At 72.4% G+C, this 23950-nt stretch carries 19 protein-coding genes; 13 read left to right on the forward strand and 6 right to left on the reverse strand.

The features are described from left to right. Positions 1-32 precede the first annotated feature (32 nt). The gene (locus ACWY4P_RS42020) at positions 33-995 is read left to right on the forward strand and encodes a helix-turn-helix transcriptional regulator (protein ID WP_456206090.1); all 963 of its coding nucleotides are present in this window, start codon (positions 33-35) and stop codon (positions 993-995) included. Here the strand turns inward: ACWY4P_RS42020 and ctaD are convergent. Then, a complete protein-coding gene (gene ctaD / locus ACWY4P_RS42025; protein WP_456206091.1) occupies positions 964-2673 on the reverse strand; it encodes an aa3-type cytochrome oxidase subunit I in 1710 nt (569 codons plus the stop codon). The genes ACWY4P_RS42020 and ctaD overlap by 32 nt on opposite strands. Before the next feature lie 546 nt (positions 2674-3219). Between ctaD and ACWY4P_RS42030 the strand changes: the two genes are divergently transcribed. Next, positions 3220-3435 (forward strand): proteinase inhibitor I78, encoded by a 216-nt coding sequence (locus ACWY4P_RS42030; protein ID WP_319697295.1) that lies wholly within the window; start codon positions 3220-3222, stop codon positions 3433-3435. 185 nt (positions 3436-3620) lie between these two features. On the opposite strand, the gene ACWY4P_RS42035 is transcribed toward ACWY4P_RS42030, so the two are convergent. Next, positions 3621-4667, reverse strand: coding sequence for a phosphatase PAP2 family protein (locus ACWY4P_RS42035; RefSeq protein WP_456206092.1), 1047 nt, complete (start codon positions 4665-4667; stop codon positions 3621-3623). A gap of 264 nt (positions 4668-4931) precedes the next feature. Further along, entirely contained in the window at positions 4932-6125 is a 1194-nt protein-coding gene (locus tag ACWY4P_RS42040; protein ID WP_456206093.1) for a hypothetical protein, read from the reverse strand. 340 nt (positions 6126-6465) lie between these two features. On the opposite strand from ACWY4P_RS42040, the gene ACWY4P_RS42045 reads away from it, so the two are divergent. Both ACWY4P_RS42045 and ACWY4P_RS42050 read left to right on the forward strand, forming a co-directional pair. Further along, a complete protein-coding gene (locus ACWY4P_RS42045) occupies positions 6466-8220 on the forward strand; it encodes an MFS transporter (protein WP_456206094.1) in 1755 nt (584 codons plus the stop codon). A 211-nt stretch (positions 8221-8431) separates the two neighbouring features. Continuing rightward, positions 8432-9628 carry an acyl-CoA dehydrogenase family protein gene (locus tag ACWY4P_RS42050; RefSeq protein ID WP_456206095.1) on the forward strand — a complete coding sequence of 399 codons (1197 nt, stop codon included), beginning with the start codon at positions 8432-8434 and terminating at the stop codon, positions 9626-9628. 226 nt (positions 9629-9854) lie between these two features. Here ACWY4P_RS42050 and ACWY4P_RS42055 read toward each other — a convergent pair whose 3' ends face one another. After that, on the reverse strand, positions 9855-10286 hold the full coding sequence (locus ACWY4P_RS42055) for a cell division protein SepF (RefSeq protein ID WP_456206096.1): 432 nt from the start codon (positions 10284-10286) through the stop codon (positions 9855-9857). A 247-nt stretch (positions 10287-10533) separates the two neighbouring features. On the opposite strand from ACWY4P_RS42055, the gene ACWY4P_RS42060 reads away from it, so the two are divergent. The 9 genes from ACWY4P_RS42060 (at position 10534) to ACWY4P_RS42100 (ending at position 22474) form a co-directional block, all read left to right on the forward strand. After that, positions 10534-11757: a DUF5685 family protein gene (locus ACWY4P_RS42060; RefSeq protein WP_456206097.1), complete on the forward strand. Its 1224-nt coding sequence runs from the start codon at positions 10534-10536 to the stop codon at positions 11755-11757. Positions 11758-12162: 405 nt separating this feature from the next. Next, on the forward strand, positions 12163-14112 hold the full coding sequence (locus ACWY4P_RS42065; protein ID WP_456206098.1) for an FAD/NAD(P)-binding protein: 1950 nt from the start codon (positions 12163-12165) through the stop codon (positions 14110-14112). 2 nt (positions 14113-14114) lie between these two features. Further along, positions 14115-15245 carry an LLM class flavin-dependent oxidoreductase gene (locus ACWY4P_RS42070; RefSeq protein ID WP_456206099.1) on the forward strand — a complete coding sequence of 377 codons (1131 nt, stop codon included), beginning with the start codon at positions 14115-14117 and terminating at the stop codon, positions 15243-15245. Continuing rightward, positions 15242-16579, forward strand: a complete 1338-nt coding sequence (locus tag ACWY4P_RS42075; protein ID WP_456206100.1) for an NtaA/DmoA family FMN-dependent monooxygenase — start codon at positions 15242-15244, stop codon at positions 16577-16579. The genes ACWY4P_RS42070 and ACWY4P_RS42075 overlap by 4 nt, the downstream gene beginning before the upstream one ends. A 278-nt stretch (positions 16580-16857) precedes the next feature. Continuing rightward, positions 16858-17760, forward strand: a complete 903-nt coding sequence (locus ACWY4P_RS42080; protein ID WP_456206101.1) for a S1 family peptidase — start codon at positions 16858-16860, stop codon at positions 17758-17760. 194 nt (positions 17761-17954) lie between these two features. Beyond that, complete coding sequence (locus ACWY4P_RS42085) at positions 17955-18908, forward strand: slipin family protein (RefSeq protein ID WP_456206102.1); 954 nt, start codon at positions 17955-17957, stop codon at positions 18906-18908. 298 nt (positions 18909-19206) lie between these two features. Then, a complete protein-coding gene (locus tag ACWY4P_RS42090; protein ID WP_456206103.1) occupies positions 19207-20088 on the forward strand; it encodes a hypothetical protein in 882 nt (293 codons plus the stop codon). Then, complete coding sequence (locus tag ACWY4P_RS42095; RefSeq protein ID WP_456206104.1) at positions 20085-21044, forward strand: DUF6895 family protein; 960 nt, start codon at positions 20085-20087, stop codon at positions 21042-21044. Before ACWY4P_RS42090 ends, ACWY4P_RS42095 begins: the two co-directional genes overlap by 4 nt. A 353-nt stretch (positions 21045-21397) precedes the next feature. Continuing rightward, positions 21398-22474: a S1 family peptidase gene (locus ACWY4P_RS42100; protein WP_456206105.1), complete on the forward strand. Its 1077-nt coding sequence runs from the start codon at positions 21398-21400 to the stop codon at positions 22472-22474. A 103-nt stretch (positions 22475-22577) separates the two neighbouring features. On the opposite strand, the gene ACWY4P_RS42105 is transcribed toward ACWY4P_RS42100, so the two are convergent. Together ACWY4P_RS42105 and ACWY4P_RS42110 are read right to left on the reverse strand one after the other, a co-directional pair. Beyond that, the gene (locus ACWY4P_RS42105; protein ID WP_456206106.1) at positions 22578-22943 is read right to left on the reverse strand and encodes a subtilase-type protease inhibitor; all 366 of its coding nucleotides are present in this window, start codon (positions 22941-22943) and stop codon (positions 22578-22580) included. Between the two features lie 311 nt (positions 22944-23254). Then, complete coding sequence (locus tag ACWY4P_RS42110; RefSeq protein ID WP_456206107.1) at positions 23255-23740, reverse strand: PPOX class F420-dependent oxidoreductase; 486 nt, start codon at positions 23738-23740, stop codon at positions 23255-23257. Positions 23741-23950: the final 210 nt, after the last annotated feature.

The raw sequence follows: 23950 nt of genomic DNA on the forward strand, positions 1-23950 counted from the left end.
AGCTGTCCTCGGCGGCTGGCACACTCGGCGCCATGCTCGAGACCTCCGCACGCCTGCTCCGCCTGCTCTCCCTTCTCCAGGCCCACCGCGAATGGTCCGGTGGCGAGCTCGCCGACCGCCTCGGGGTGACCACGCGCACCGTGCGCCGCGACGTCGACCGGCTGCGCGAACTCGGCTATCCCGTGCACTCCAGCCCCGGGACGGCCGGTGGCTATCAGCTCGGCCCGGGCGCCCAGCTGCCACCGCTGCTGCTCGACGACGAGGAGGCGGTGGCGGTCGCCGTCGGGCTGCGCCAGGCGGCGGCGGGCAGCGGGGTGGAGGGCATCGAGGAGACGTCGGTGCGCGCGCTCGCCAAGCTGGAGCAGGTGCTGCCCGACCGGCTGCGCCGCCGGGTGAGCGCGCTGAGCGCCTTCACCGTGCCCATGCTGGGCGGATTCCGTGGCCCCACCGTCGACCCGGCGGTGCTGACCGAGCTGGCGAACGCCTGCCGGGACTGCCGTCGGCTGCGCTTCGAGTACCGCGACCACGGCGGCGCCGTCAGCCGCCGTACCGCCGAGCCGCACCGGCTGGTGGCCGCGCAGCGCCGCTGGTACCTCGTCGCCTGGGATGTGGACCGGGCGGACTGGCGTACGTTCCGGGCCGACCGCATCACCCCGACGCCGCCGCACGGCCCGCGCTTCGCCCCGCGCCGCCCGCCCGCCGAGGACCTGGCCGCGTATGTCCGCGAGGGCGTGTCCCATTCCGTGTACGCCGCGAAGGCCACCGTGCTGCTGCGGGTGTCCGCCGAGCGGGCGGCGGAGCGGGTCCCGCCGGCGGCCGGGGTGCTGGAGCCGGTCGACGAGCACAGCTGTCTGCTGCACGCCGGCGCCGGGAACCTGGACGTCATGGTGATTCATATCGCCCTGCTGGGCGTGGACTTCGAGGTGCGTGAGCCGGCCGAGCTGAACGATCACGTCCGGGAGCTCAGGGACCGTCTGTCCCGGGCCCTGGACTGACCGGGCCCCGCGGCCCCAGCTCCCGCGCCGCCTCCTCGCCCCGGGCGAACCCCGGGTGGTGCAGGTCGAAGGCGGGGGACTCGGAGCGGATGCGCGGCAGGGCGAGGAAGTTGTGCCGGGGCGGCGGGCAGGAGGTGGCCCACTCCAGGGAGCGGCCGAACCCCCAGGGGTCGTCGACCGTCACCTCGGTGCCGTGCTTGGTGGTCTTCCAGACGTTGTAGAGGAACGGCAGGGTCGACATGCCCAGCAGGAAGGAGCCGATGGAGGAGACGGTGTTGAGGGCGGTGAAGCCGTCGGCCGCCAGATAGTCGGCGTAGCGGCGCGGCATGCCCTCCGCGCCCAGCCAGTGCTGCACCAGGAAGGTGATGTGGAAGCCGACGAACAGCGTCCAGAAGTGGATCCGGGCGAGCCGCTCGTCGAGCAGTTTGCCGGTGAACTTCGGCCACCAGAAGTAGAACCCCGCGAACATCGCGAAGACCACCGTCCCGAAGACGACGTAGTGGAAGTGGCCCACGACGAAGTAGGTGTCGGTGACGTGGAAGTCCATCGGCGGCGACGCCAGGATCACCCCGGTCAGCCCCCCGAACAGAAAGCTGACCAGAAAGCCGATCGCCCACAGCATCGGCGACTCGAAGGACACCGAGCCGCCCAGCATCGTGCCGATCCAGTTGAAGAACTTCACCCCGGTCGGCACCGCGATCAAGAAGGACAGCAGCGAGAAGAAGGGCAGCAGCACCGCGGCGGTCGCGAACATATGGTGCGCCCACACCATCATCGACAGCGCGGTGATGGCGATCGTCGCGCCGATCAGGGTCACATAGCCGAACACCGGCTTACGGGAGAAGACCGGGATGATCTCGGTGATGATGCCGAAGAACGGCAGCGCGATGATGTACACCTCGGGGTGGCCGAAAAACCAGAACAGATGCTGCCACAGCAGCGCACCGCCGTACCGGGCATCGAAGATCACCGCTCCGAACCTCCGGTCCGCCTCCAGGCACAGCAGCGCCGCGGCCAGCACCGGGAACGCCATCAGGATCATGATCGAGGTGAAGAGGGTGTTCCAGGTGAAGATCGGCATCCGGAACATCGTCATGCCGGGGGCGCGCATGGTGATGATGGTCGTCAGGAAGTTCACCGCGCCGAGGATGGTGCCGAACCCCGCCAGCGCAAGCCCCATGATCCACATGTCGGCGCCCACGCCGGGGGTGCGGACCCCGCTGTTGAGCGGGGCATACGCGGTCCAGCCGTAGTCCGGGCCGCCCCCGGGCACCACCAGGCCGCACAGCACGATCACCCCGCCGAACAGAAAGAACCAGTACGACAGCATGTTCAGGCGCGGGAAGGCCACATCCGGCGCGCCGATCTGGAGCGGCATGATCTCGTTGGCGAATCCCGCGAAAGCCGGCGTCGCGAACAGCAGCAGCATGACCGTGCCATGCATGGTGAAGGCCTGGTTGTACGCCTCGTTCGACATCAGTTGCAGCCCGGGCCTGGCCAGCTCGGCGCGCATCACCATCGCCAGCGCCCCCGCCACCAGGAAGAAGCCGAAGGCGGTCAGCAGATACAGATGCCCGATCTTCTTGTGGTCCGTGGTGGTCAGCCAGTCCACCAGCACCTGGCCCACGCCCGGCACCCGCGCCGGTCCGGCAGCCGCCTGTGCGGTCTCCGTCCCCATCGGCGCTCCTTTTGCATGACTTCGGCGGGATTTGGGCTGTGGCCATGATGCGTGTGACGGGCGCGCGGGCGCGAGGGTGCGCCCCTCGCATCACTCGGTCGGCGGCAACAGCGGCCCGAGTGGCCCAAGGGCCCGGCCGAGGCCGTCTGTCAGGTGCGCCCCGAAGCACCCGGGCGCTGCGCCCGGCCGGGGGAAACCCGCGGCTTCGGACTCGGTCAGTTTGTGGCGGAATTGTGTACTCCGTGAGCGTGGCCGGTCGATTTCCGCCGGGCCTCGGGAATTTACTCGGGAGTTGCTGTGAGTCGGCCTCCGCCAATACCGGAGCGGCGTCAATGCGAGAGATTTGCCAGGGATGCCGACGGAAACTCGCCGTCACCTTCGTGCCGTCAACACGGGCCACGTACGAGTGACGGAGAACGAGGGAAACCCGGGCGTGTTCTCTGTGACATAAATGTGACGAGTGGGGGACGCGGTACGGGTGAGCGTGTGTCAGCGGGTGCGGAGAGCCGGGTTCCACCACCGTGTCCCGGCGCATACGGTGGCGTTATGGCACCTGTACCGACGCCCTCCGCGGAACCCGACGACGACCTCGACAGCTATGTGGGCCTCGACGCCCGGACCGCCCAGGAGCGCGCCCGTGAGCGGGGCTGGAGCACCGTGCGCGCGCTTCCGACGGGCGCGATCATCACCATGGAGTACCTGCGGGGGAGGATCAACTTCGAAGTGGCCGACGACACCGTCAAGCGCTGCTGGAAGGGCTGACGGGCGGGGCACGCACAGCGAGGCGGCCGGTACGGCGGCGGCCCCGGACGCTCGGCGGGAGCGTCCGGGGCCGTCGGTGCGATCGGCGTGGTGCGATCGGCCCAGTGCGATCGGCTCCGTGTGATCGGTGGGCGGCAGGGCCGGGGGAGAGGCGTGCGTACCGTCCCCGCGGGCGTACCGGCGGGTCAGCCGCCGGTGCTGGCCGCCCGACCGCGGCCCGCGGGCGGGCCCAGCGGCGCCGTGGCGCGCGGCAGCCGGTCGGCGTGCGGCGGGCGGCGGCTGCCGCCCGGGGTGACGGCCCGCTCCGTGCGGATCGGATGCGTGCGCAGCGGGTGGTGCGGCCGGGCCTCGGGCACATGCGCCGCGACGCCGTTCGGCCGGCCGCCGACGCCCACCGCCTCGCGGGCCGGCAGCTCGTCGTCGCGCGCCGCGCGCGGGGTGGCCAGGGTCGAACCGGCCACCGGCCGCGAGACCGGCAGCGGCACCCGCGCCCGGCGCTCGCGCGCCTTCTCGCGCACCTTGTCGTACAGGGCCAGAACCAGCGCCTCGGCGCGCGCCATGGCGGGCTCCAGCCACGGCAGCGCCAGCAGTACCAGCACCCCGGCCGCCCAGCCGAGCACCACGTCGCTGACCCAGTGGGTGCCGAGGTAGACGGTGGTCATGCCGACGCCGAAGGCGAAGACCGCCGCGATGACCGAGGCGACCCTGCGGGCCCGGGGGGTGGTCGCCAGATAGGCCAGCACACCCCAGGTGACCACCGCGTTCGCGGTGTGACCCGAAGGAAATATATCGCCGTTGCCCCACATTTCGCTGGACCCGACGGTGGTCGCGTAGTGCGGACCGAGCCTGCCGAAGCCGAGCTTGACGGAGCCGACGGTGATGTTCAGCAGCAGCAGGGAGGTCCCCAGCACGATCAGCGGGCGCAGGGTGCGCTGCTTGTAGCAGCACCAGCCCATCCAGGCGGTCACCGCCACCGCGGTGGGGCCGCGCTGCCCCATGACCACGAAGTAGTCCAGGAAGGTGTGGATCTCCGGCCAGTGCTTGTACGGCCGGAACAGCATGACCTGCCAGTCGAACTGCACCAGCCACGAGGTGGTGAGCACGCCGATCACGGTCGCCGCGTACACAGCGAGGGTGGACCCGAGCAGCCAGCGGCGTGTTCGGGTCATGCGCGGTCGCGCCAGATCGGTCGGGCGCCCCTTCACCTGAGGGAGCTTGTCATCGGTACGCACTCAATCGACGTTACATTGCGTGACAGGCCGCTTCGGTCGATCAGGTCGCTTTGTGATGACGATGTGATGTGGGGTGGGTCTCGTCCGAGGTTTTTGGGCGCGCCATTCCGGCGGAAATCCGCGGGTGGTCGCGGCTTTTCCGGGAGTCGCCTTCCCTAAGCGGCTCCCGGACTTCTTTATGGAATTCTTACAGCGTCGTTTATCGGGGATTAGCCGAGGCGTTCCTCGGAGTTTCCCCAGCGGTCGCCCGGTGGCCCGGCCCTCTCACGGCGGCCCCGATCCGTTCAGCCAGAAGGCCCCGTACACCGTCGAGGCGAGCCCCACCGACCCCAGGATCAGCGTGGCCCTGGCCGTGCGGAGGCGCGCGAGGGCGGCCGCGGCCGGCAGCAGGATCGGGAAGGCGGGGAGCAGCAGCCGAGGCTTGGAGCCGAAGTAGCCCTTCGCGGTCAGCGCCAGGGCCAGCACCACCCCGGCGTACACCAGCAGCGGCAGCGGCTCGCGCCGCCGTACACACCGAAGGAAGACCCAGATCAGCAGGGCCACGCCGATCAGCAGCCCCAGCCCGGCCGGGAAGCTCGGACCCGCCAGCAGGCCCGCCGTGAAGCGCGCGAAGGCCACACCGCCGTCGAACCCGTTCCGCCAGCCGCTCTGGACGTCGAGGTAGCCGGTGAGGCTGCCGGTCCGCACCCCCACCCACGCCACATAGCTCAGCCAGCCGAGCGGTGCGAGGGCCACGCCCAGCAGCATCCGCCGGTGCTCCGGGCGCCGCCCCCTGAACCCCCACCGCCCGGCGGGCAGCAGGGCCACGGCCGCCGTGATCCACACCGCCGCGATGACCGCGGCCCCCACCGGCCGGGTCAGCCCGGCCAGTGCCGCGAGGGACCCGGCCCACACCCACCGCCCGGTGAGCAGCGCGTACACCGCCCAGGCGGCCAGCGCGGTGAAGAGCGACTCGGAGTACGCCATCGACTGCACGATGCCGATGGGCAGCACCGCCCACAGCACGACCAGCGCCGTGCCCACGCGCCGCCCGCGCAGCCGGTCGCCGATCGCGAAGATGCCCCACGCGGCGAACAGCGACGTGCCCCAGCTCACCGCCAGGCCCGCGGCGGCGGCGTCCAGCGGGGTCAGGGCCGAGATCAGCCGCTCCAGCCAGGGCAGCAGCGGGAAGAAGGCCAGATCGGAGTGGACCGAGCCGTCGGGCAGCCGGAGCGTGTAGCCGTAGCCCTCCTCGGCGATGCGCGAGTACCAGAGGGAGTCCCAGCGCGCGGAGAGCAGCGTGTGCCAGCTCTTGCCCGCCACCGCCGCCCAGATCGCGAGAACCATGATGCCCAGCAGCCGCGTCCCCGCATACGCCAGGAGCGCCGGAGCGGCCCGGCGCAGCATGGCGGGAACCGCGCGGCCCGCGCGTTCGTCGTGTTTTCCAGCCGGGGCGTCGGCTTGGACGAGTTCGGTCACGGACCCGATTATCCAGGCGCGATCCCGGCGGCCGACGGGCGCCGAAGGGACGTGGCGGACAGGCGGGGCGGGGTGGTGCGGAACGGGGGGTGGGGGCGAGGCGGAGGCGTGGGGGCAAGGTGGAGGGGCGAAACGGGAGGGACAAATGGGGGACACCGGAACGTACGCCTTCGTTCACCCCTGCGACGTGGGTCTCAACATGGGATGGGCCACACGACCCGCGTGACGACTCGCGTACGCTGACCATTCACTCGCCCTCGCCGCCGGGTCGCCGGACGTCCTCAGCCTGCGACGTCCCGCCCCCGAGGGGCCGCGAGCGCACGACAGGGAGGTGCGGTTTATGTCCGGGACGACCACGGCCGGCAAACGACGGACGACGGGCGTTCCCCGGCAATGGCGCGGCACCGACGCGACCGGCGGAGCCAACCGCTGGATCGTGCTCCTCGTGCTCTGCGTCAGCCTGCTGCTCGTCGCCGTCGACGCGACCGTCCTGCATGTCGCGGTGCCCGCCGTCACCGAGGACCTGCGGCCGGGCTCGATCGAGCTGCTGTGGATCGTCGACGCGTACCCGCTGGTCTGCGCCTCCCTGCTGATCCTGTTCGGGACGCTCGGCGACCGGGTCGGCCGCCGCCGGGTGCTGCTGCTCGGCTACGGCCTCTTCGGCGCGGCCTCGGCCCTCGCCGCCGAGGCCGGCACCCCGCAGATCCTCATCGCGGCCCGCGCCCTGCTGGGCGTCGGCGGCGCGATGATCATGCCCGCGACGCTGTCGATCCTGCGCCAGGTCTTCCCGGACCGCCGCGAGCGCGCCCTGGCCATCGGCGTCTGGAGCGCGGTGGCCGCCGTGGGCGCGGCCGTCGGGCCGCTGCTCGGGGGCTTCCTGCTGGAGCACTTCTGGTGGGGCTCGGTCTTCTTCATCAACATCCCGCTGATGGCGGTCGCCCTGCCCGTCGGCCGCTGGCTGCTGCCGGAGTCCACCGGCGACCGCGACGGCCCCTGGGACGTGCTGGGCGCGGTCATGGCCGCCTGCGGGCTGTTCTGTGTCGTCTTCGGCGTCAAGCGGGTGGGCAGCGGCGCGGGCCTGCTGGAGCCCGTCACCGCCGCGCCGGGCCTGTTCGGCGTGGTGCTGCTGGTGCTCTTCGTACGCCGACAGCGCCGCCGCAAGCATCCGCTGGTCGACCTGCGGCTGTTCGCCAGGCCCGCGTTCAGCATCTCCGTCGGCTGCATCGTGCTCGCCCTGCTGGCGCTCGTCGGCCTGGAGCTCATAGCCGCCCAGTACCTGCAGCTCGTCCTCGGCCTCACCCCGCTCGAGACGGGCATGCGGCTGCTGCCGCTCACCCTCGCCGCGATGGCCGCCGGGCTCGCCGGGTCCCGGATGCTACAGCGGTTCGGCCCCCGCACCATGGTCGCCTTCGGCTTCTCGCTCACGGCGGCGGCCGTCCTCTCGCTGGTCGTCATGGGCCAGTCCGACCGGCCCGCGGTCCTGGTCGGCGCCTTCCTCTTCCTCGGCTTCGGCCTGGAGACCACGCTCTTCGGCGCATACGAGTCGATGCTCAACGAGGCGTCGGTCGAGTCCGCGGGCGGCGCGGCCGCGATCGGCGAGACCTCCTACCAACTCGGCGCCGGCATCGGCATCGCCCTCCTGGGCAGTGTCATGAACGCCACCTACGCGCCCGGCGTCTCCCACGCCGCGGGCGTCCCGGAGTCCGCGAGCGCGACCGCGAGCCAGTCGCTCGGCGTGGCCTACAAGGTCTCCGACCGGCTTGGCGGCCGGGAGGGCGAGGCGCTGCGCGCGGCGGCGCGCCAGTCCTTCGTCCACGGCCTGCATGTCACGCTGGCGGTCAGCGCCGGCCTGCTGCTGGTGGGAGCGCTGGCGGCGCTGCGGCTGCCGAAGTCGATGGAGTGCGCGCCCGACGAGGACGGTACGGACGCCGGCCACGCGACGGACGCCGGGCACGCGACGGACGCCGGGAATGACGCGGAGCCGGCCCCTGCCCCGGACACCGCGCGCGACACGGCGCAGGACACGGGCGCCGCGCGCGTGCCCCGCCCCGACCGCGCAGACCGTGCCGCGGTCGGCGCGGAGACCTCCGGCTGACGGCGGCTGACGGCCGTTGACGGCTGCTGACGGCGGTTCCCCGCGCCTGCGCCGCCTGGCCCTGTCCGGGGGCGGTCTGGACGCCGGGGATTACCCGGCCATAGCGTCGGATCCGACCGGAATGATCACCCCGGCCGCACCGAAACCGCACCCCAACGCGCCCCACCGCATCCCAACGCAGCCGAACCGCACCGGAACCGGAGGCCGAACCATGTCCGAGGGCCCCACCCGCAGCCTGCCGCCGTTCGACCCCGCCGACCCGCTCGGGATCGACGACCTGCTCGCCCCGGAGGACCTCGCCGTCCGCGCCACCGTGCGCCAATGGGCCGCCACCCGCGTTCTGCCGCACATCGCCGACTGGTACGAGCGCGGCGAGCTGCCCGGCATCCGGGAGCTGGCCCAGGAGCTCGGCTCCCTCGGGGCGCTCGGCATGTCGCTGACGGGATACGGCTGTACGGGCGCGAGCGCCGTCCAGTACGGGCTGGCCTGCCTGGAGCTGGAGGCCGCCGACTCCGGGATCCGCTCCCTGGTGTCCGTGCAGGGCTCCCTGGCCATGTACGCCCTCCACCGCTTCGGTTCGCAGGAGCAGAAGGAGCGGTGGCTGCCCCGGATGGCCACGGGCGAGGTCATCGGCTGCTTCGGACTGACCGAGCCCGACCACGGCTCGGACCCGGCCGCGATGCGCACCTACGCCAAGCGGGACGGCTCCGACTGGGTGCTCACCGGCCGCAAGATGTGGATCACCAACGGCTCGGTGGCCGGGGTCGCCGTGGTCTGGGCCCGTACGGACGAGGGCATCCGGGGATTCGCCGTGCCGACCGACACCCCCGGCTTCTCGGCCCCCGAGATCCGGCACAAGTGGTCGCTGCGCGCCTCGGTGACCAGCGAGCTGGTGATGGACGAGGTGCGGCTGCCCGCCGACGCCGTGCTGCCGGAGGTCACCGGGTTGCGCGGCCCGCTCAGCTGTCTGAGCCACGCCCGCTACGGCATCGTCTGGGGCGCGATGGGCGCGGCCCGGGCGTGCTTCGAGGCGGCGCTGGAGTACGCGGGGTCCCGCGAGCAGTTCGGTCGGCCCATCGGCGGCTTCCAGCTCACCCAGGCCAAGCTCGCCGACATGGCGGTCGAGCTGCACAAGGGCGTGCTGCTCGCGCATCACCTGGGAATGCGGATGGACGCCGGAACGCTCCGTCCCGAGCAGGTCAGCTTCGGCAAGCTCAACAATGTGCGGGAGGCGATCGAGATCTGCCGCACGGCCCGGACGATCCTGGGCGCCAACGGGATCTCTTTGGAGTACCCGGTGATGCGGCACGCGACGAATCTGGAATCGGTGCTCACCTATGAGGGCACCGTCGAAATGCACCAACTGGTGCTCGGCAAGGCGCTCACCGGACTCGACGCGTTCCGGTGAGCGCCTTGCCCAGGCCCTGTCTCCCCGACCTCTGCGGGCCCGCGACGCCTGGCACGCACGCTCGCTGCGTTGTCGGGATCGCCCGAGTAGGCCCGCCCCCAGCCTTCGGCCGGGAGGTGCCCCCGGAGGACGACCCTCCGCCTTGCGATCGCACGCGCCCCCAGCTACCGCTGGGAGGTGCCCCCTGACGCCGCGGGCTGATCCGCAGAGGTCGGAGAGACAGGGCCTAGCTCTGGTTGAAGAAGCCCGTGGCGTGGTTTCGGTTGGCGCTGAGGACCTCGTAGTCCGGCGGCGTCAGGAGGAAGACGCGGTTGGCCACGCGGTCGATCTTGCCGCGCAGCCCGAAGATCAGCCCGGCCGCGAAGTCGACCACGCGCTTGGCGTCGGCGGGCTCCATGGTCGTCAGGTTGACGATGACCGGCACGCCCTCCCGGAACATCTCGCCGATGCCGCGCGCGTCCCGGAAGCTCTCGGGGGTGACCGTGGCGATACGGGTGCCCTCGTCCCGCGCGGCCTGGTCGGCCACCCGCACCCGCGGGTCGGTCACCCAGGCGTCGCCGGGCTCGGGTCCCTCGGCGTAGTCGTCGTCGTAGTAGCGCTCGTCATCGCTGTCGTCGACGAGGCCAAGCCAGGCACTCGCCTTGCGCACCGATCCCATGGACGCCTCCTTTCACTGCCGTTCTCTGTACTGCACCTGCCCCCTCTATCGTCCTCTATCGTCGTCCATGATGCGGAAGATGTGCCACGTGGATTGCGGCCGCACAGGGGATTCGTGACGGTACTGGTGCACAACGCTTGGCGGCGAATCAGAGTTCCTCCTGCTGACAGGCCCTGACGGGGCGGTGGGTAGACTCCGCCGGGCCGGACGGGTGACGCCGGGGACGTATGGGTGAACGGGGAGAAAGTTGTTTGGCATTATCCGCCCTTGCCGCCACCGGCTGTCGGAAAAACTGCGCTCCGAGTGGATGGCGCATCTGTGCGGGTTGTGCCTCGCGTTGCGCGGAGCCCGTGGCCAGTTCGCGCGGGTCGCCACCAACTACGACGGCCTGGTCGTCTCGGTGCTGGTGGAGGCCCAGTCGCGGCGTACGGAGGGCTGGCGGCGCACTGCCGGGCCCTGCCCGCTGCGCGGCATGCGGAGCGCTCCGGTCGCCCAGGGCGAGGGCGCGCGGCTGGCGGCCACCGTCTCCCTGGTGCTGGCCTCGGCGAAGATCCGCGACCATGTGGCCGACGGGGACGGGGCGTTGGCCCGCCGGCCGGTCGCCGCGGCCGCCCGCCGGGTCGCCGCCGGGTGGGACCGGGCGGGCGCCCGGAGCGGTGCGGAGCTCGGCTTCGACACGGCCGTGCTGCTGGACGCGGTCGGCCGCCAGGAAGGGATAGAGAAGGCGGCGGGCCTCGGCACCCCGCTGCTGGCCGTCACCGAGCCGACCGAGACCGCGACCGCGGTGGCCTTCGGACACACCGCCGTGCTGGCCGAGCGGCCCGGCAACCAGGCCCCGCTGGAGGAGGCGGGCCGGCTGTTCGGCCGGCTCGCGCATCTGCTGGACGCGGTGGAGGACCTGGCCGCGGACGCCGCGGCCGGAGCCTGGAACCCGATCACGGCCACCGGCACGGACCTGGCCGAGGTGCGCAGGCTGTGCGACGACGCGGTGCACGGGGTGCGTCTTGCGCTGCGCGAGGCGGAGTTCGAGAACGGCAAGCTCGCCCATGTGCTGCTGGCGCATGAGCTGGAGCGGGCGGTGGACCGGGCGTTCGGCACGACGTCCTGCTCGCACGGGCCGTCCGCCGCGCACCCCCCGCACGCCGCGCAGGGCGCACCGCCGCCGCAGTCGCCCTGGATCAACAACCCGTACGGGCCCGGCCCGGGCGGTCCCGGGGGCGCCCCGCCCGAGCCGCCGAACCGCAGGCGGCGCGGGCTGATAGCCGGATGCGCGGTGTGGACCGGGCTCTTCTGCACCTGCCAGGTGTGCTGCCGGGACCCGTACCACGACCCGTGGAGCGGTCAGGAGCGCGAGGGCTGGTGCCACAAGTGCGATGACTGTAGCGACTGCTGTGACTGTTGCGACTGCTGTAGCAACTGCTGTAACTGCGACTGCTGCGATGGCTGTGACTGCGGCTGCGATTGCGGCTGACAGCCGAGGGGAGTGCTGAGGGGAGCGCAAGGGGAGGGGAAAGCGCTGAAGCGTGTGTGAAGGCGCGTGATGCGTGAATTACGGGAGTGTGGCGGGTGAAGGCCTCGGAACGCCGGACCCGGCGGAGGCGGCGGTCAGCCCGAACAGGAACGCGAACAGGACGCCGACCACACCCGACCGAAGTCGATGTGTCCGCGCGTGACCAGTCGCTGGCGTGGCTGCATGGCCCAAGTGGAACAGTCTTCCGGTTTCCCGTCAACTGGCCGTGAGACGCGCTGCTCACAGTTCGGACAACCTTGACAGCGGGTCGTAGGAACGGCTTAGCCTCGGCAACAGGCCGTGCTGAGGGGCGCGGCCGCGTGTGAAGGCCGGCGTGTTCACCGACGAACCGACGGAGCCTTCCGCATGTCCGTGCGACCGGACCTCCCCTCCCGACCCCCCGCCCTTGTGATCGTCGGTGCGGGCCCCCGCGGCACCGGCCTCGTGGAGCGCATCGCCGCCAACGCCCCCGAGCTGTACGGCGAGGCCACCCCCCTCGATCTGCACCTGGTCGACCCGCACCCGTCCGGCGGCGGCCGGGTCTGGCGCCCGGACCAGTCCCCGCTGCTGTGGATGAACTCCATGGCCGAGGACGTCACCGTGTTCTCGGACGACACCGTCGAGCAGGAGGGCCCGATCCGCCCCGGCCCCTCCCTCGCCGAGTGGGCGGAGCGCGTCCGGGCCGGGGCGCTCCCCGACGGCTCCGCCCCCGGGCTCTCCCCCGAACTCGCCGCCGAAGCCGCCGCGCTGACCGGCCGCGGCTTCGCCAGCAGACGGCTGCAGAGCGCGTATCTGGCCTGGGTGCACGAGCACGCGGTGGCCGCCCTGCCGCCCGCCGTCACGGTCCACCGGCACCGCTGCCGCGCCGTACGGATCACCGGCCCGCGCGACGGTGTGCAGCAGGTGTGGCTGGAGGGGCGGGCCGCCCCGCTCGCCGCCGACGCCGTCGTGCTCGCCCTCGGACACCTCGACGCCGAACCCGACCCGCAGCAGCGGGCGCTCGCCGCCTTCGCCGCCGAACACGAACCCGACGAACTCGTCTATCTGCCGCCGGAGTTCACCGCCGACAGCGACCTGAGCCGACTGAGACCCGGCGAGCCGGTCATCGTACGCGGCTTCGGGCTCGCCTTCATCGACCTGATGGTCCTGCTCACCGAAGGGCGCGGCGGGCACTACGAGGAGACCGGCACCGGGGAGCTGACGTACCGGCCCTCCGGCCGCGAACCCGTGCTCCACGTCGGCTCGCGGCGCGGCGTCCCGTACCGCTCCAAGATCGGCTACGGGTGGCGGGGCGAACGCCCGCCCCTGCCCCGCTTCTTCGGACCGGCCCAGGTCGCGGAGTTGCTGCGGCGCCCCGGCCGGCCCGACTACCGCCGCGACATCTGGCCGCTGATCGCCAAGGAGCTCGGCTTCGCCCACTACCACCAGCTGTTCACCGCCCACCCGGACCGCACGGCCACGCCCTGGCCCGACTTCGAGGAGCGATACGCCGCCTGCCCGCCCGACGGCCCCGAACTGCGCGCCCTGGTCGCGGCCGCCGTCCCCGACCCGGCGGACCGGCTCGACCTCGACGCCCTCGACCGGCCTCTGGCCGGGCGGCGGTTCGACAGCCACGAGGCCCTCCAGCAGGGCCTGCGCGCGCACATCGAGGCCGACCTCGCCCGCCGCCACGACCCCGGCAACAGCCCCGACCTCGCGCTCTTCCTCGCCCTGCTGTCCGTATACGGCCAGCTGACGCGGCTCGGCGACGTCGGCGGCCAGTGGCACGGCTTCTTCAGCTACCTCGCCTCCGGCCCGCCCGGACCCCGGCTGCGCCAACTGCTCGCGCTCTCCCGCGCCGGCGTGGTGCGCTTCCTCGGCGCGGAGGTGCGGGTGGTCGCCGACCCGCTGCGCAAGGTCTTCCGGGCGAGCGGCGCCGGGGTGGCGGGTCCGGGGGTGGAGGCCCGCGCGCTGGTCGAGGCCCGGCTGCCCGAGCCGAGCGTGGAGCACACCCGCGACGCGCTGCTGCGCTCGCTGCACCGGGACGGCGCGGCCGCCACCCCCGCCGGGCTGCTCGCCGTCAGCCCCGACGACGCCCGGATCCTGGACCGGGCCGGCCGCCCCCACCCGCGCCGCTTCGCGCTCGGCCCGCACACCGACGCCCGCGCCTCCGGGGGCTTCGCCCGGCCCCGTACGAACGCGCCCACCTTCCGCCAGAACGACGCGACGGCGCGCGTTTTGCTGTCGCTGCTCCGCCCCTTGTCCCCGCGCGCTCCGCTGACGACCTGTGGGCCGATGCCCGCTGAATCGTTGACACATCACCAGGAAGGCCCCTGACCATGGCCGAATCCCAGCCACACCCCCGCGGGGCCCGCCCCGCCCCCCGGCCCGGCCTGCTCCACCTGGCCGCCGCCATCGACGGCGCCGGGCAGTACCGGGCGCCGTACTTCGTCGAGCTCGCGCGCCTCGCCGAGCGGGGCAAGCTCGACTTCGTCACCCTGGACGACTCCCTGGGCCCGCCGGGGAAGGGGCGGGGCAGGCTCGACGCGCTCGCGGTGCTCTCGCGCGTGGCGCCCGACACCGGGCGGATCGGCCTGGTGCCGACCGTCACCACCACCCACACCGAGCCGTTCCACGTCTCCTGTGCCGTGGCCACCCTGGACTGGGTCAGCCGCGGCCGGGCGGGCTGGCGGGCCGAGGTGTCGACGACCGAGGCGGAGGCCCGGCTGATCGGCCGCCGCGCCGCCGCCCCCGCCGAGGAGCTGTGGGAGGAGGCCGGGGAGGTCGCGGACGTCGCCGCCCGGCTGTGGGACAGCTGGGAGGACGACGCCGAGATCCGCGATGTGGCCACGGGCCGCTTCATCGACCGCGACAAGCTGCACTACGTCGACTTCGAGTCCGCCCGGTTCAGCGTGCGCGGCCCGTCCATCGTGCCCAGGCCGCCCCAGGGTCACCCGGTCGTCGTGGTCGACGCCACCGACCCGGTCGCCCGGCGGACCGCGGCCCGCCACGCCGACGTGGTGTACGTCCGGGCCGCCACTCCCGAGGCGGCCCGCGCGATCCGCGAGGAGCTGCGGCGGCGCGCGGTGGCGTACGGCCGTGACGAGGACGGGCTCACCGTGCTCGCCGCCCTCGCGGTCGACCTGTCCGACGGCGAACCGGCCTCCGAACTCCCGCCGCCGAGCGGCCCGCTGGCGGCGCGGAGGGACGGGCTTCCGCTGTACCACGGCGGCCCGGTCGACCTCGCGGAGCTGATCGCGCGCTGGCACCAGGCGGGGGCCGTGGACGGCTTCCACATCACCCCCGTCGTACCGCGCCACGACCTGGAGCGGTTCGTCAACGGCACGGTGGCGCTGCTCCAGCACCGCGGACTCTTCCGCACCTTCTACCCCGGCACCACCCTCCGCGACCACCTGGGCCTGGCCCGCCCGGCCAACCGGTACGCGCAGCCGAGGGAGGCGGTCCGATGAGCGACGGTCCGCCGAGCGACGGGACGACGAAGACGATGCACCTGGCCGCGCACTTCCCCGGCGTCAACAACACCACCGTCTGGGCCGACCCCCGATCCAGAAGCCAGATCGAGTTCTCCTCCTTCGAACACCTCGCGCGCACCGCCGAGCGCGGCCTGTTCGACTTCTTCTTCCTCGCCGAGGGGCTGCGGCTGCGCGAGCACAACGGCCGAGTCCACGACCTCGACGTGGTCGGCCGGCCGGAGTCGATCACGGTGCTGAACGCGCTGGCCGCCGTCACCGAGCGGCTGGGCCTGGCCGCCACCGTCAACGCGACCTTCAACGAGCCGTACGAACTCGCCCGCCGGCTGGCCTCGCTGGACCACCTCAGCGGCGGCCGCGCGGCCTGGAACGTGGTCACCTCCTCCGACGCCTTCACCGGCGAGAACTTCCGGCGCGGCGGCTATCTCGACCGGGCCGACCGCTACACCCGGGCCGCGGAGTTCGTCGCCACCGCGCGCGAGCTGTGGGACTCCTGGCCGGACGGCGGCGCCCCCGGCACCTTGGACCACACCGGGCCGCAGTTCCGGATCTCGGGGCGGTTCGGCGTGCCGCGGAGCCCGCAGGGCCACCCCGTGATCATCCAGGCCGGGGACTCCGACGAGGGCCGCGAGTTCGCCGCGTCCGCCGCCGACATCATCTTCACCCGGCACGGCACGCTGGAGGCGGGCCGCGCCTTCTACGCCGACGTCAAGCGGCGGCTGGCCGACCACGGCCGCGCCCCCCAGGACCTCAAGATCATGCCCGGGGTGACCTTCGTGCTCGGGGACACCGCGGCCGAGGCCCAGGAGAGGGCCGCCGAGATCCGTCGGCAGCAGGTCTCCCCGCAGACCGCGATCCTCACCCTGGAGCAGATCTGGGGCGTCGACCTGTCCGGATACGACCCGGACGGGCCGCTTCCGGACATCGACCCCGACCCCGGCTCCCAGCTGGTCCAGGGCCGGGTGCGGCACGGCGATCCGCGCGCCCTCGCCGCCAAGTGGCGGGCGCTGTCGGAAGAGAAGGGCCTGTCCATCCGGCAGACCGTCATCGAGGCGGCCGGACGGCAGTCCTTCATCGGCACACCGGAGGCGGTCGCCGAGGAGATGGCCGCATTTGTGCGGGCCGAGGCCGCCGACGGCTTCATTCTCGTACCGCATCTGACCCCCGGCGGGCTCGACGAGTTCGTCGACCGGGTCGTGCCGCTGCTCCAGGAGCGCGGTGCGTTCCGGACCCGGTACGAGGGCGGCACGCTGCGCGAACACCTCGGCCTTTCGCGCCTCGGGGCGAAGTCGTCGGCAGGGGGCGGAACCTGATCCCCCGCCGACTCGTCCAACCAGATACCCGAGGGGATGGGTGCACAGCCCCGGTGGCCGGAAGCCGCCGGGGCCATGCGACTTGTGCCGACGACTTTTTTAATCGTCCTCTTGCGCACCATGGTTGACTCCACGAATACTTCCGGGAGCGCTTGTCAGGAGCACGTCGGAAACGCCCCCCGTGGCGTCGGTCGTCGATGTCGGCGTCGGCGTGCTCGTTGACTGCGCCTCACGGGCCTGCCCACCCAGGCGGACCCCCGATTCCTTCGGAGGAAGAGTTGAGGATCAAGCGCAACGCCCCCCACAGCAAGCACGCGAGACGCCTTGTCCTGGTCGCCGCGGTCTCGGCCCTGGTGGGCGGGACGGCGCTCGCCGCACCCGCCTACGCCGGAAACGACGCGACCCCCAAGTTCACCGCGGCCGAGGCCAAGGCGGCCGGCAGCGCCGTGCTCGAGGCCGATGTCGCGGGCACCGCCTGGTATGTCGACAAGGCGACCAACACGCTTGTCGTCACCGCCGACAGCACCGTCTCGCAGGCCGAGATATCCAAGATCAAGAGCACCGCCGGCGCGAACGCCGACGCCATCGAGGTCAAGCGCACCCCGGGCAAGATCAACAAGCTGATCTCCGGCGGAGACGCGATCTACGCGAGTAGCTGGCGCTGCTCCCTCGGCTTCAACGTGCGCAACAGCAGTGGCGCGAACTACTTCGTCACCGCCGGTCACTGCACCGACGGTGCGGGCACGTGGTGGAGCAACTCCGGCCACACCACGACCATCGGCCCGACGGCCGGCTCCAGCTTCCCGACCAACGACTACGGTCTGGTCCGGTACAGCGGCTCGGTGACCCCCTCCGGCAACGTCGGCAGCCAGGACATCACCAGCGCCGCCAACCCCACCGTCGGCCAGACGGTCACCCGGCGCGGCAGCACCACCGGCATCCACAGTGGCCGGGTCACCGCGCTGAACGCCACGGTGAACTACGGCAGCGGTGACATCGTCTACGGCATGATCCAGACCACCGTGTGCGCCGAGCCCGGCGACAGCGGCGGCCCGCTGTACGCCGGCACCACCGCCCTCGGCCTCACCTCCGGCGGCAGCGGCAACTGCACCTCCGGCGGCACGACCTTCTTCCAGCCGGTCGTCGAGGCGCTGAACGCGTACGGCGTGAGCGTCTACTGATCCACGGCCGGTACGGATCCCCACGGCCGTACCGACCCACGGCCGGTCGTCCGGCCGAGCCCCGTGACCCCCGCCCGGTCTTCTTCCGGGCGGGGGTTCCTGCCGTTCCGGGGCGTTCCCTTGAATGGGGACTATCGTGGACAACAACGCCCCAGATGGGGCATCGCTCGCGATTCGGCAGGCAGGTGGCCGTGATGGTCGAGGAGCTTCTGACAGCAGGCGCGGTCGTGCTCTCGTGCGGGGCCGTCTACGCGATGGCGGCGGCGCGCGTGGTCAAGCAGTACGAGCGGGGCGTGGTCTTCCGGCTCGGCCGGCTGCGGTCGGCGATCCGTCCCCCCGGGTTCACGATGATCGCTCCGGGCTTCGACCGGCTCCGCAAGGTGAACATGCAGATCGTGACCATGCCCGTGCCCGCCCAGGAGGGCATCACCCGGGACAATGTGACCGTGCGGGTCGACGCGGTCGTCTACTTCAAGGTCGTGGACCCGGCGGACGCGATCATCCAGGTCGAGGACTACCGCTTCGCGGTCTCCCAGATGGCCCAGACCTCGCTGCGCTCGATCATCGGCAAGAGCGACCTGGACGATCTGCTGTCCAACCGGGAGAAGCTCAACCAGGGCCTGGAGCTCATGATCGACAGCCCGGCCGTGGGATGGGGCGTGCATATCGACCGAGTGGAGATCAAGGACGTCTCGCTGCCGGAGACCATGAAGCGCTCGATGGCCCGCCAGGCCGAGGCCGACCGGGAGCGGCGGGCCCGCGTCATCAACGCGGACGCGGAGCTGCAGGCCTCGAAGAAGCTGGCGCAGGCGGCCGAGCAGATGTCCGCCACGCCGTCCGCGCTCCAGCTGCGGCTGCTGCAGACCGTGATGGCGGTGGCCGCCGAGAAGAACTCCACGCTGGTGCTGCCCATCCCCGTGGAGCTGCTGCGCTTCCTCGAGAGGGGCCAGCAGGAGGCGCCCCGCCCCGACGGCACCCAGGCCGCCCCGGGGCCCCGGCCCGCGGATCGGCCCGCTGCCGAGGCGTCCGCCGGCATGCCGGAGCTGGTCGAGCCGGCCGAGCCCCGTCCCGAGCCCCGTCCCGAGCCCCGTCCGCGCCGTGAAGTGCGGGCAGATGCGAGCTCCGAGGCCGTGACCCGCCGGAGCTGATGCCCGCGCCGAGCGCCATTACGGCTAATTATTTTCCCTTTTGGGTGGTGTGTCGTACTTGAGGGCGCTTCGTGGAGGTTGATGGGGAATCATCGACGCAGTGTTGGCGTTCTTCACCGGGAGTGACGATGCTGCTCGAAAAACTACGGCAAGACGGCCCGACTCTGGACGCGGAATCGCTGGAGGGGCTGATGGCCCGCCCTGAGGCGCCAGTGAGCGGCGCTCCGCTGCACTGCCCATCCGTGGCATCCCTCGTCGTGATGGTCCTCATGAAGGAGCCGAAGGAGCCCTGGCGGCGGTGATCACCGAGCGGTCACGCGCTGCTGTCAGCGCATCGGCCGAGTTCTTGGCGCGCTGTGCCCTCGACGCCCTGCGGGGCGCCGGGGGCACGGCCGTCGTGGCGGCACATCTCCAGGCTGCGGATCTCCACGCTGCGGATCTTCAAGCGGCGGATCTTCAAACGGCGCATCGCGAGCCGTCCGCGGCCGGCGGCGGAGGCGGGGCGACGGCGACATCAGGCGCGGCGGTCGCGGTGGGCGCCGTGCGGATCCTGGGGGCCGACGCGCTGGCTCCGTACGTACTGACCAGCCGGGCCCTCCTGCCGGAGGAGTCGGCCGCCGTCCGCCTCAGCCTCTCGGCGCTGCCCCCGGCGCAGCGACCGCCCGCCGCGCCTCCGGGCGGGCGGGAGCAGCCGTGGATCAGGGCCTGGATCGACTGGGGGCTGGTCACCGTGGTGGCCCGGCTCGACCCCGCCCCCTGGCATGTCGTGGCACCGGTGCCGCAGGGGCCGCCGCGATGTGACGGCAGCGCGCCCCGCCACCGTTCGGCCGCCGGCCCGGCCGATGGCCCAGTCGGCCGCGATGAGGGCTGGGTGCCCTGGTCGCTGCGGATGGGACAGCTGGCGTCGCTGGCGCTGCCCGGCCTGGACGGGCCCGTGCACCGGGCCGCGCGCTCCGGTGTCCTGGCCCTGGCCCGCGGCGCCACCCGCGCGCTGCTGCGGCGGGACTTCGCCACCGCGGCGCGTATAACCCGCTGGCTGGCCTGGCTGGCCGCCGACGGTGTCGCGCTCCCTCTGGACGCGGCCCTGCTGACCGAGGACATCGCGCTGCGCGGCGGCGATGACCGCTGCCTGCTGGACGCGGCGATCGCCCGCTGTCTGCTCGGCCTGGAGGACGTGTGAGCACGGCTCCGGCCCACCTCGCCCATGACATCCGCTCCCGCGCCCTGGGCTGGCTGCACACCCACCGTCGGATGGGCGCGCTGGACGGCGAGTCCTTGGACGGGAACACAGACGGGAACACGGACGGGAACACGGACGGGAACACGGACGGCTACAAGGCACTGGCGGAGACGGGGCTGGCCGCCTGCCTGGTCCTGCGCGACGGTGCCGCCGGCAGCCGCGAGTGCGCCCTGGCCCGCGAGCTGCTGGAGTTCTGCTGGGCGCAGCTGAAGGAGGGCGCTCTGCTGTACGAGCGGCTGCTGCGCAGGCCTCTGGCCACCGATGTCCTGGAGTGTTACGCGCACTTCGCCCGGGCCGGCCACCGCCACCCCGGCCTGGAGCGGCTGATCTCCCACCTCGCCGCGATGGGCGCCGCGCGGGTCGTCGAGCATGTGCCCAACCGCCGGCTCGCCGTCGCCAACGCCCTGCGCATCACCGGCCACGACCGCGGCGCGGGGGCGCCCGACTGGGAGACGCTGGCCCGGGCCACCTGGCTCGGCGGCACCCCGGCGCCCTGGTACATCGACTGGATGACCGGGTACAGCGTCACCCACACCGTCTTCCACCTCACCGACTGGGGTCGGCGGCCGGGCGGGCTGCCCGGCGATGTGGCCGCCTACCTCACCCGCTGGCTCCCGGTGTGGACGGACATCTGGGCGGAGACCTGCCAGTGGGACCTGCTCGGCGAGTTGCTGCTCGTCGGCAGCTGCCTTCCCGAGCCGTACAGCGAGGTGGACGACTGGCGGCGGCTGGCGGAACTCCAGCACGCGGACGGCCTGATGCCCTGCGACGACCAGCCCGTCGGCGACGATGTCCACACCCGTTTCCAGGACCACCGGCACACCACCGTCGTGGCCGTCCTCGCCGCCACCGTCGCCCTGGCCCGCGCCCTGGACACCCCCCTCCAGCACACCTGACAGCCCCGCGTGACCACCCACACCTCCACCGGCCCGCACCGCGAAGGCCCGTACCGCGAAGGCCCGTACCGCGAAGGCCCGTACCGCGAAGGCCCGTACCGCGAAGGCCCGCGGCAGTAGTCCTGTGTCGAACCGCCGTGCGCCCGCACGGCCGTGCCCGGCGCCCGGGGCGCACTCTCATGATCTTCCGTGCGACGCGTACGCGACCTTGTACGCGCCCCGCGCACCCCGGAATACTCGTCGGCGCAATTTGGCATGGACGCGCCCCTGCCTGGGCAGGCGCGCCTGTGCCATGAGCCCTCCGGGCCCGGCGCACCTCACCGCCGGGCCCAACCCCCCACAGGAGGCCTGAGTTGAAGCACCGACGCATATCCCGGCGACGTGTGGTCGTCACCGGCGCCGCCGCCGTGGCCCTCGCCGCCGGGGCCGTCTCCCTGCAGACCGCCAACGCCGCCCCCACCCCGCCGCCGCCCCCCACCCTGTCGGCCGCCGAGGCCGGGCAGACGGCGGCCGCCCTGACCGCCGGCCTCAAGGGCGGTGCGGCCGGGGCGTACTACGACACCGAGGCCAAGAAGCTGGTGGTCAACGTCCTGGACCAGGCAGCCGCCGACCAGGTGCGCGAGGCCGGGGCCGAGGCCAGGGTGGTCAAGTACTCGCTGGCGCAGCTCGGCGCCGCGCGTACGGTACTGAAGGACAAGGCGACCATCCCGGGCACCTCATGGTCGGTCGACCCGAGGACGGACAAGGTCGTCGTCACGGCCGACAGCACGGTCAAGGGAACCCGGCTCGACCGGCTGAACAAGGTGGCCGACGGGCTCGGCGACAAGGTCGAGGTGCGGCGTTCGGCCGGGACGTTCCGGACCTTCATCGCGGGCGGCGACCCCATCTGGGGCCAGGGCGGGCGCTGCTCGCTGGGCTTCAACGTCGTCAAGGGCGGCGAGCCGTACTTCCTGACCGCCGGTCACTGCACCGAGGCGATCAGCAGCTGGTCCGACTCCCAGGGCGGCGCGGAGATCGGAAAGAACGCGGACAGCAGTTTCCCCGGCAATGACTACGGGCTGGTCAAGTACACCGGCGACACCGCGCACCCGAGCGAGGTGAACCTCTACGGCGGTGGCAAGCAGGCCATCGCCAAGGCCGGCGAGGCGACGGTCGGCCAGACGGTGCGGCGCAGCGGCAGCACGACCCAGGTGCACGACGGCAAGGTCACCGCCCTCGACGCGACCGTCAACTACCAGGAGGGCACGGTCGAGGGGCTGATCCAGACCACCGTGTGCGCCGAGCCCGGCGACAGCGGCGGCTCGCTCTTCGCGGACGACACCGCGCTGGGGCTGACCTCGGGCGGCAGCGGCGACTGCTCCTCGGGCGGCGAAACCTTCTTCCAGCCGGTGCCGGAGGCGCTCCAGGCGCTCGGCGCCGAGATCGGCTGACCGGCTGACGTGCTGCCGTGCTGACGCGCTGACCGGCAGGGCCTTCGGAGGCCCTGCCGGTCAGCGCGTTCAGGTGTTCAAAGCGCTCAAAGCGCTGAGGCGCTCAGAAGTCGAACACCTGGCTCCGGAGGTTGTTCTTGAAGCAGGGGTTCGGGAAGGTGTGCTCGTACCAGACCCGGCGGCCCTCCCAGACCCCCTCCGCGGTGACGGTGACCGGGCGCCACTCCTTCGTACAGGCCCGGCCCGGCTCCGTCCTGGCCGTCAGCGCCTGGAACGCCCCGTCGGCCGCGCGCAGTTCGGCGCAGGCCTGGCCGGGCGTCGGGTGGGTGCCGGTCGGGGTGGGGCGACAGCTCAGCGTCACCGCGCGCCGCACCGGGGCGGAGCCCACGTCCTCTCCCTCTCCGTAGCTGAGCACCAGCGCCGAGGCCGGGTGCAGACGGCTCGGCTGCGCGGGCGCGGCGTTCGCCACGCCGCCGGCTCCTCTTCCCGCCACGCTGCTCAAGGTCAAGGCGGCGCCCAGAGCGATCGCCCCTGCGGTTTTCCGCATCTCGAACACTCCCTTGCTCGTGGTTGCGGATACCGGGCGGAGTCTTGCGCGATGCAGGTCAGGAACGCACGTCCATCGATCGCTTCCGGTCGCAACACGTAATCATTAGATGACTCATTGTTGCGTGAGGGAAGCGCGTTCCCCGGGAGCACGCGGCGGCGACCTGGCCGGGGCCCGGGCCGGCCGTCGAGTGGGCCGCCCGGGACAGGGGCCTGGCCGCCCGGAGTGGGGGCTTAGTTGTCGAGCGGGCCGCTCAGTGCGCCGCTCTCCCGTCCCCACCCGTACGCCCGCTCGGCCCGCAGCCGCACCACCAGCCGCCCCTCGGTGACCATCGCGGCGCGGAACTCCTCCCAGTCCGAGTGCTCGCCCGCGATGGCGCGGTAGACCTCGACCAGCTCGTCGGCGGTGGCGTCGTGGGGGTCGGCCGCAACCGGGGTCAGCTCGGCGTTCCCCTCGGCGACCAGGTAGGAGTAGCGGTCGCCGCTGGTGACATAGAAGCTCGCGCGCGGATCGCGGCGCAGATTGCGGGTCTTGGCCCGGCCGTCGGTGGCCGAGATGCGGATGAGGCGCGCCGCGGGGTCGTAGGCGAAGGCGACGTTGGACAGCTGGGGGCGGCCGTCGCGCTTGAGGGTGACGAGCGCGCCGGTGCGCTGCTCCCGCAGCAGGCCGAGCAGGCCGGCGTCGTCGGATTCCGTGGAGTGGCCGGGGTGGTCGGTCATGGCGGTGACCTTACGTGGTCGGCCGTCGGGTCGGTATGCGTGCGCCGCCATGCGCTATGGGTGTTATGGGGTTTTTAGTCCTTTATGGTGAAAGGGGAAGGTGTTATTCCCGCAGGCCACGCGGGAGGCGAGTCGTTTCGCACGGGTGTTCGAGAATTGGTTTAAGGTGGGGCCGAGCGTGGCGAGCAGGGACGGTAGGGGGGTGCGACA

It is taken from the genome of Streptomyces sp. LZ34, assembly GCF_053890475.1.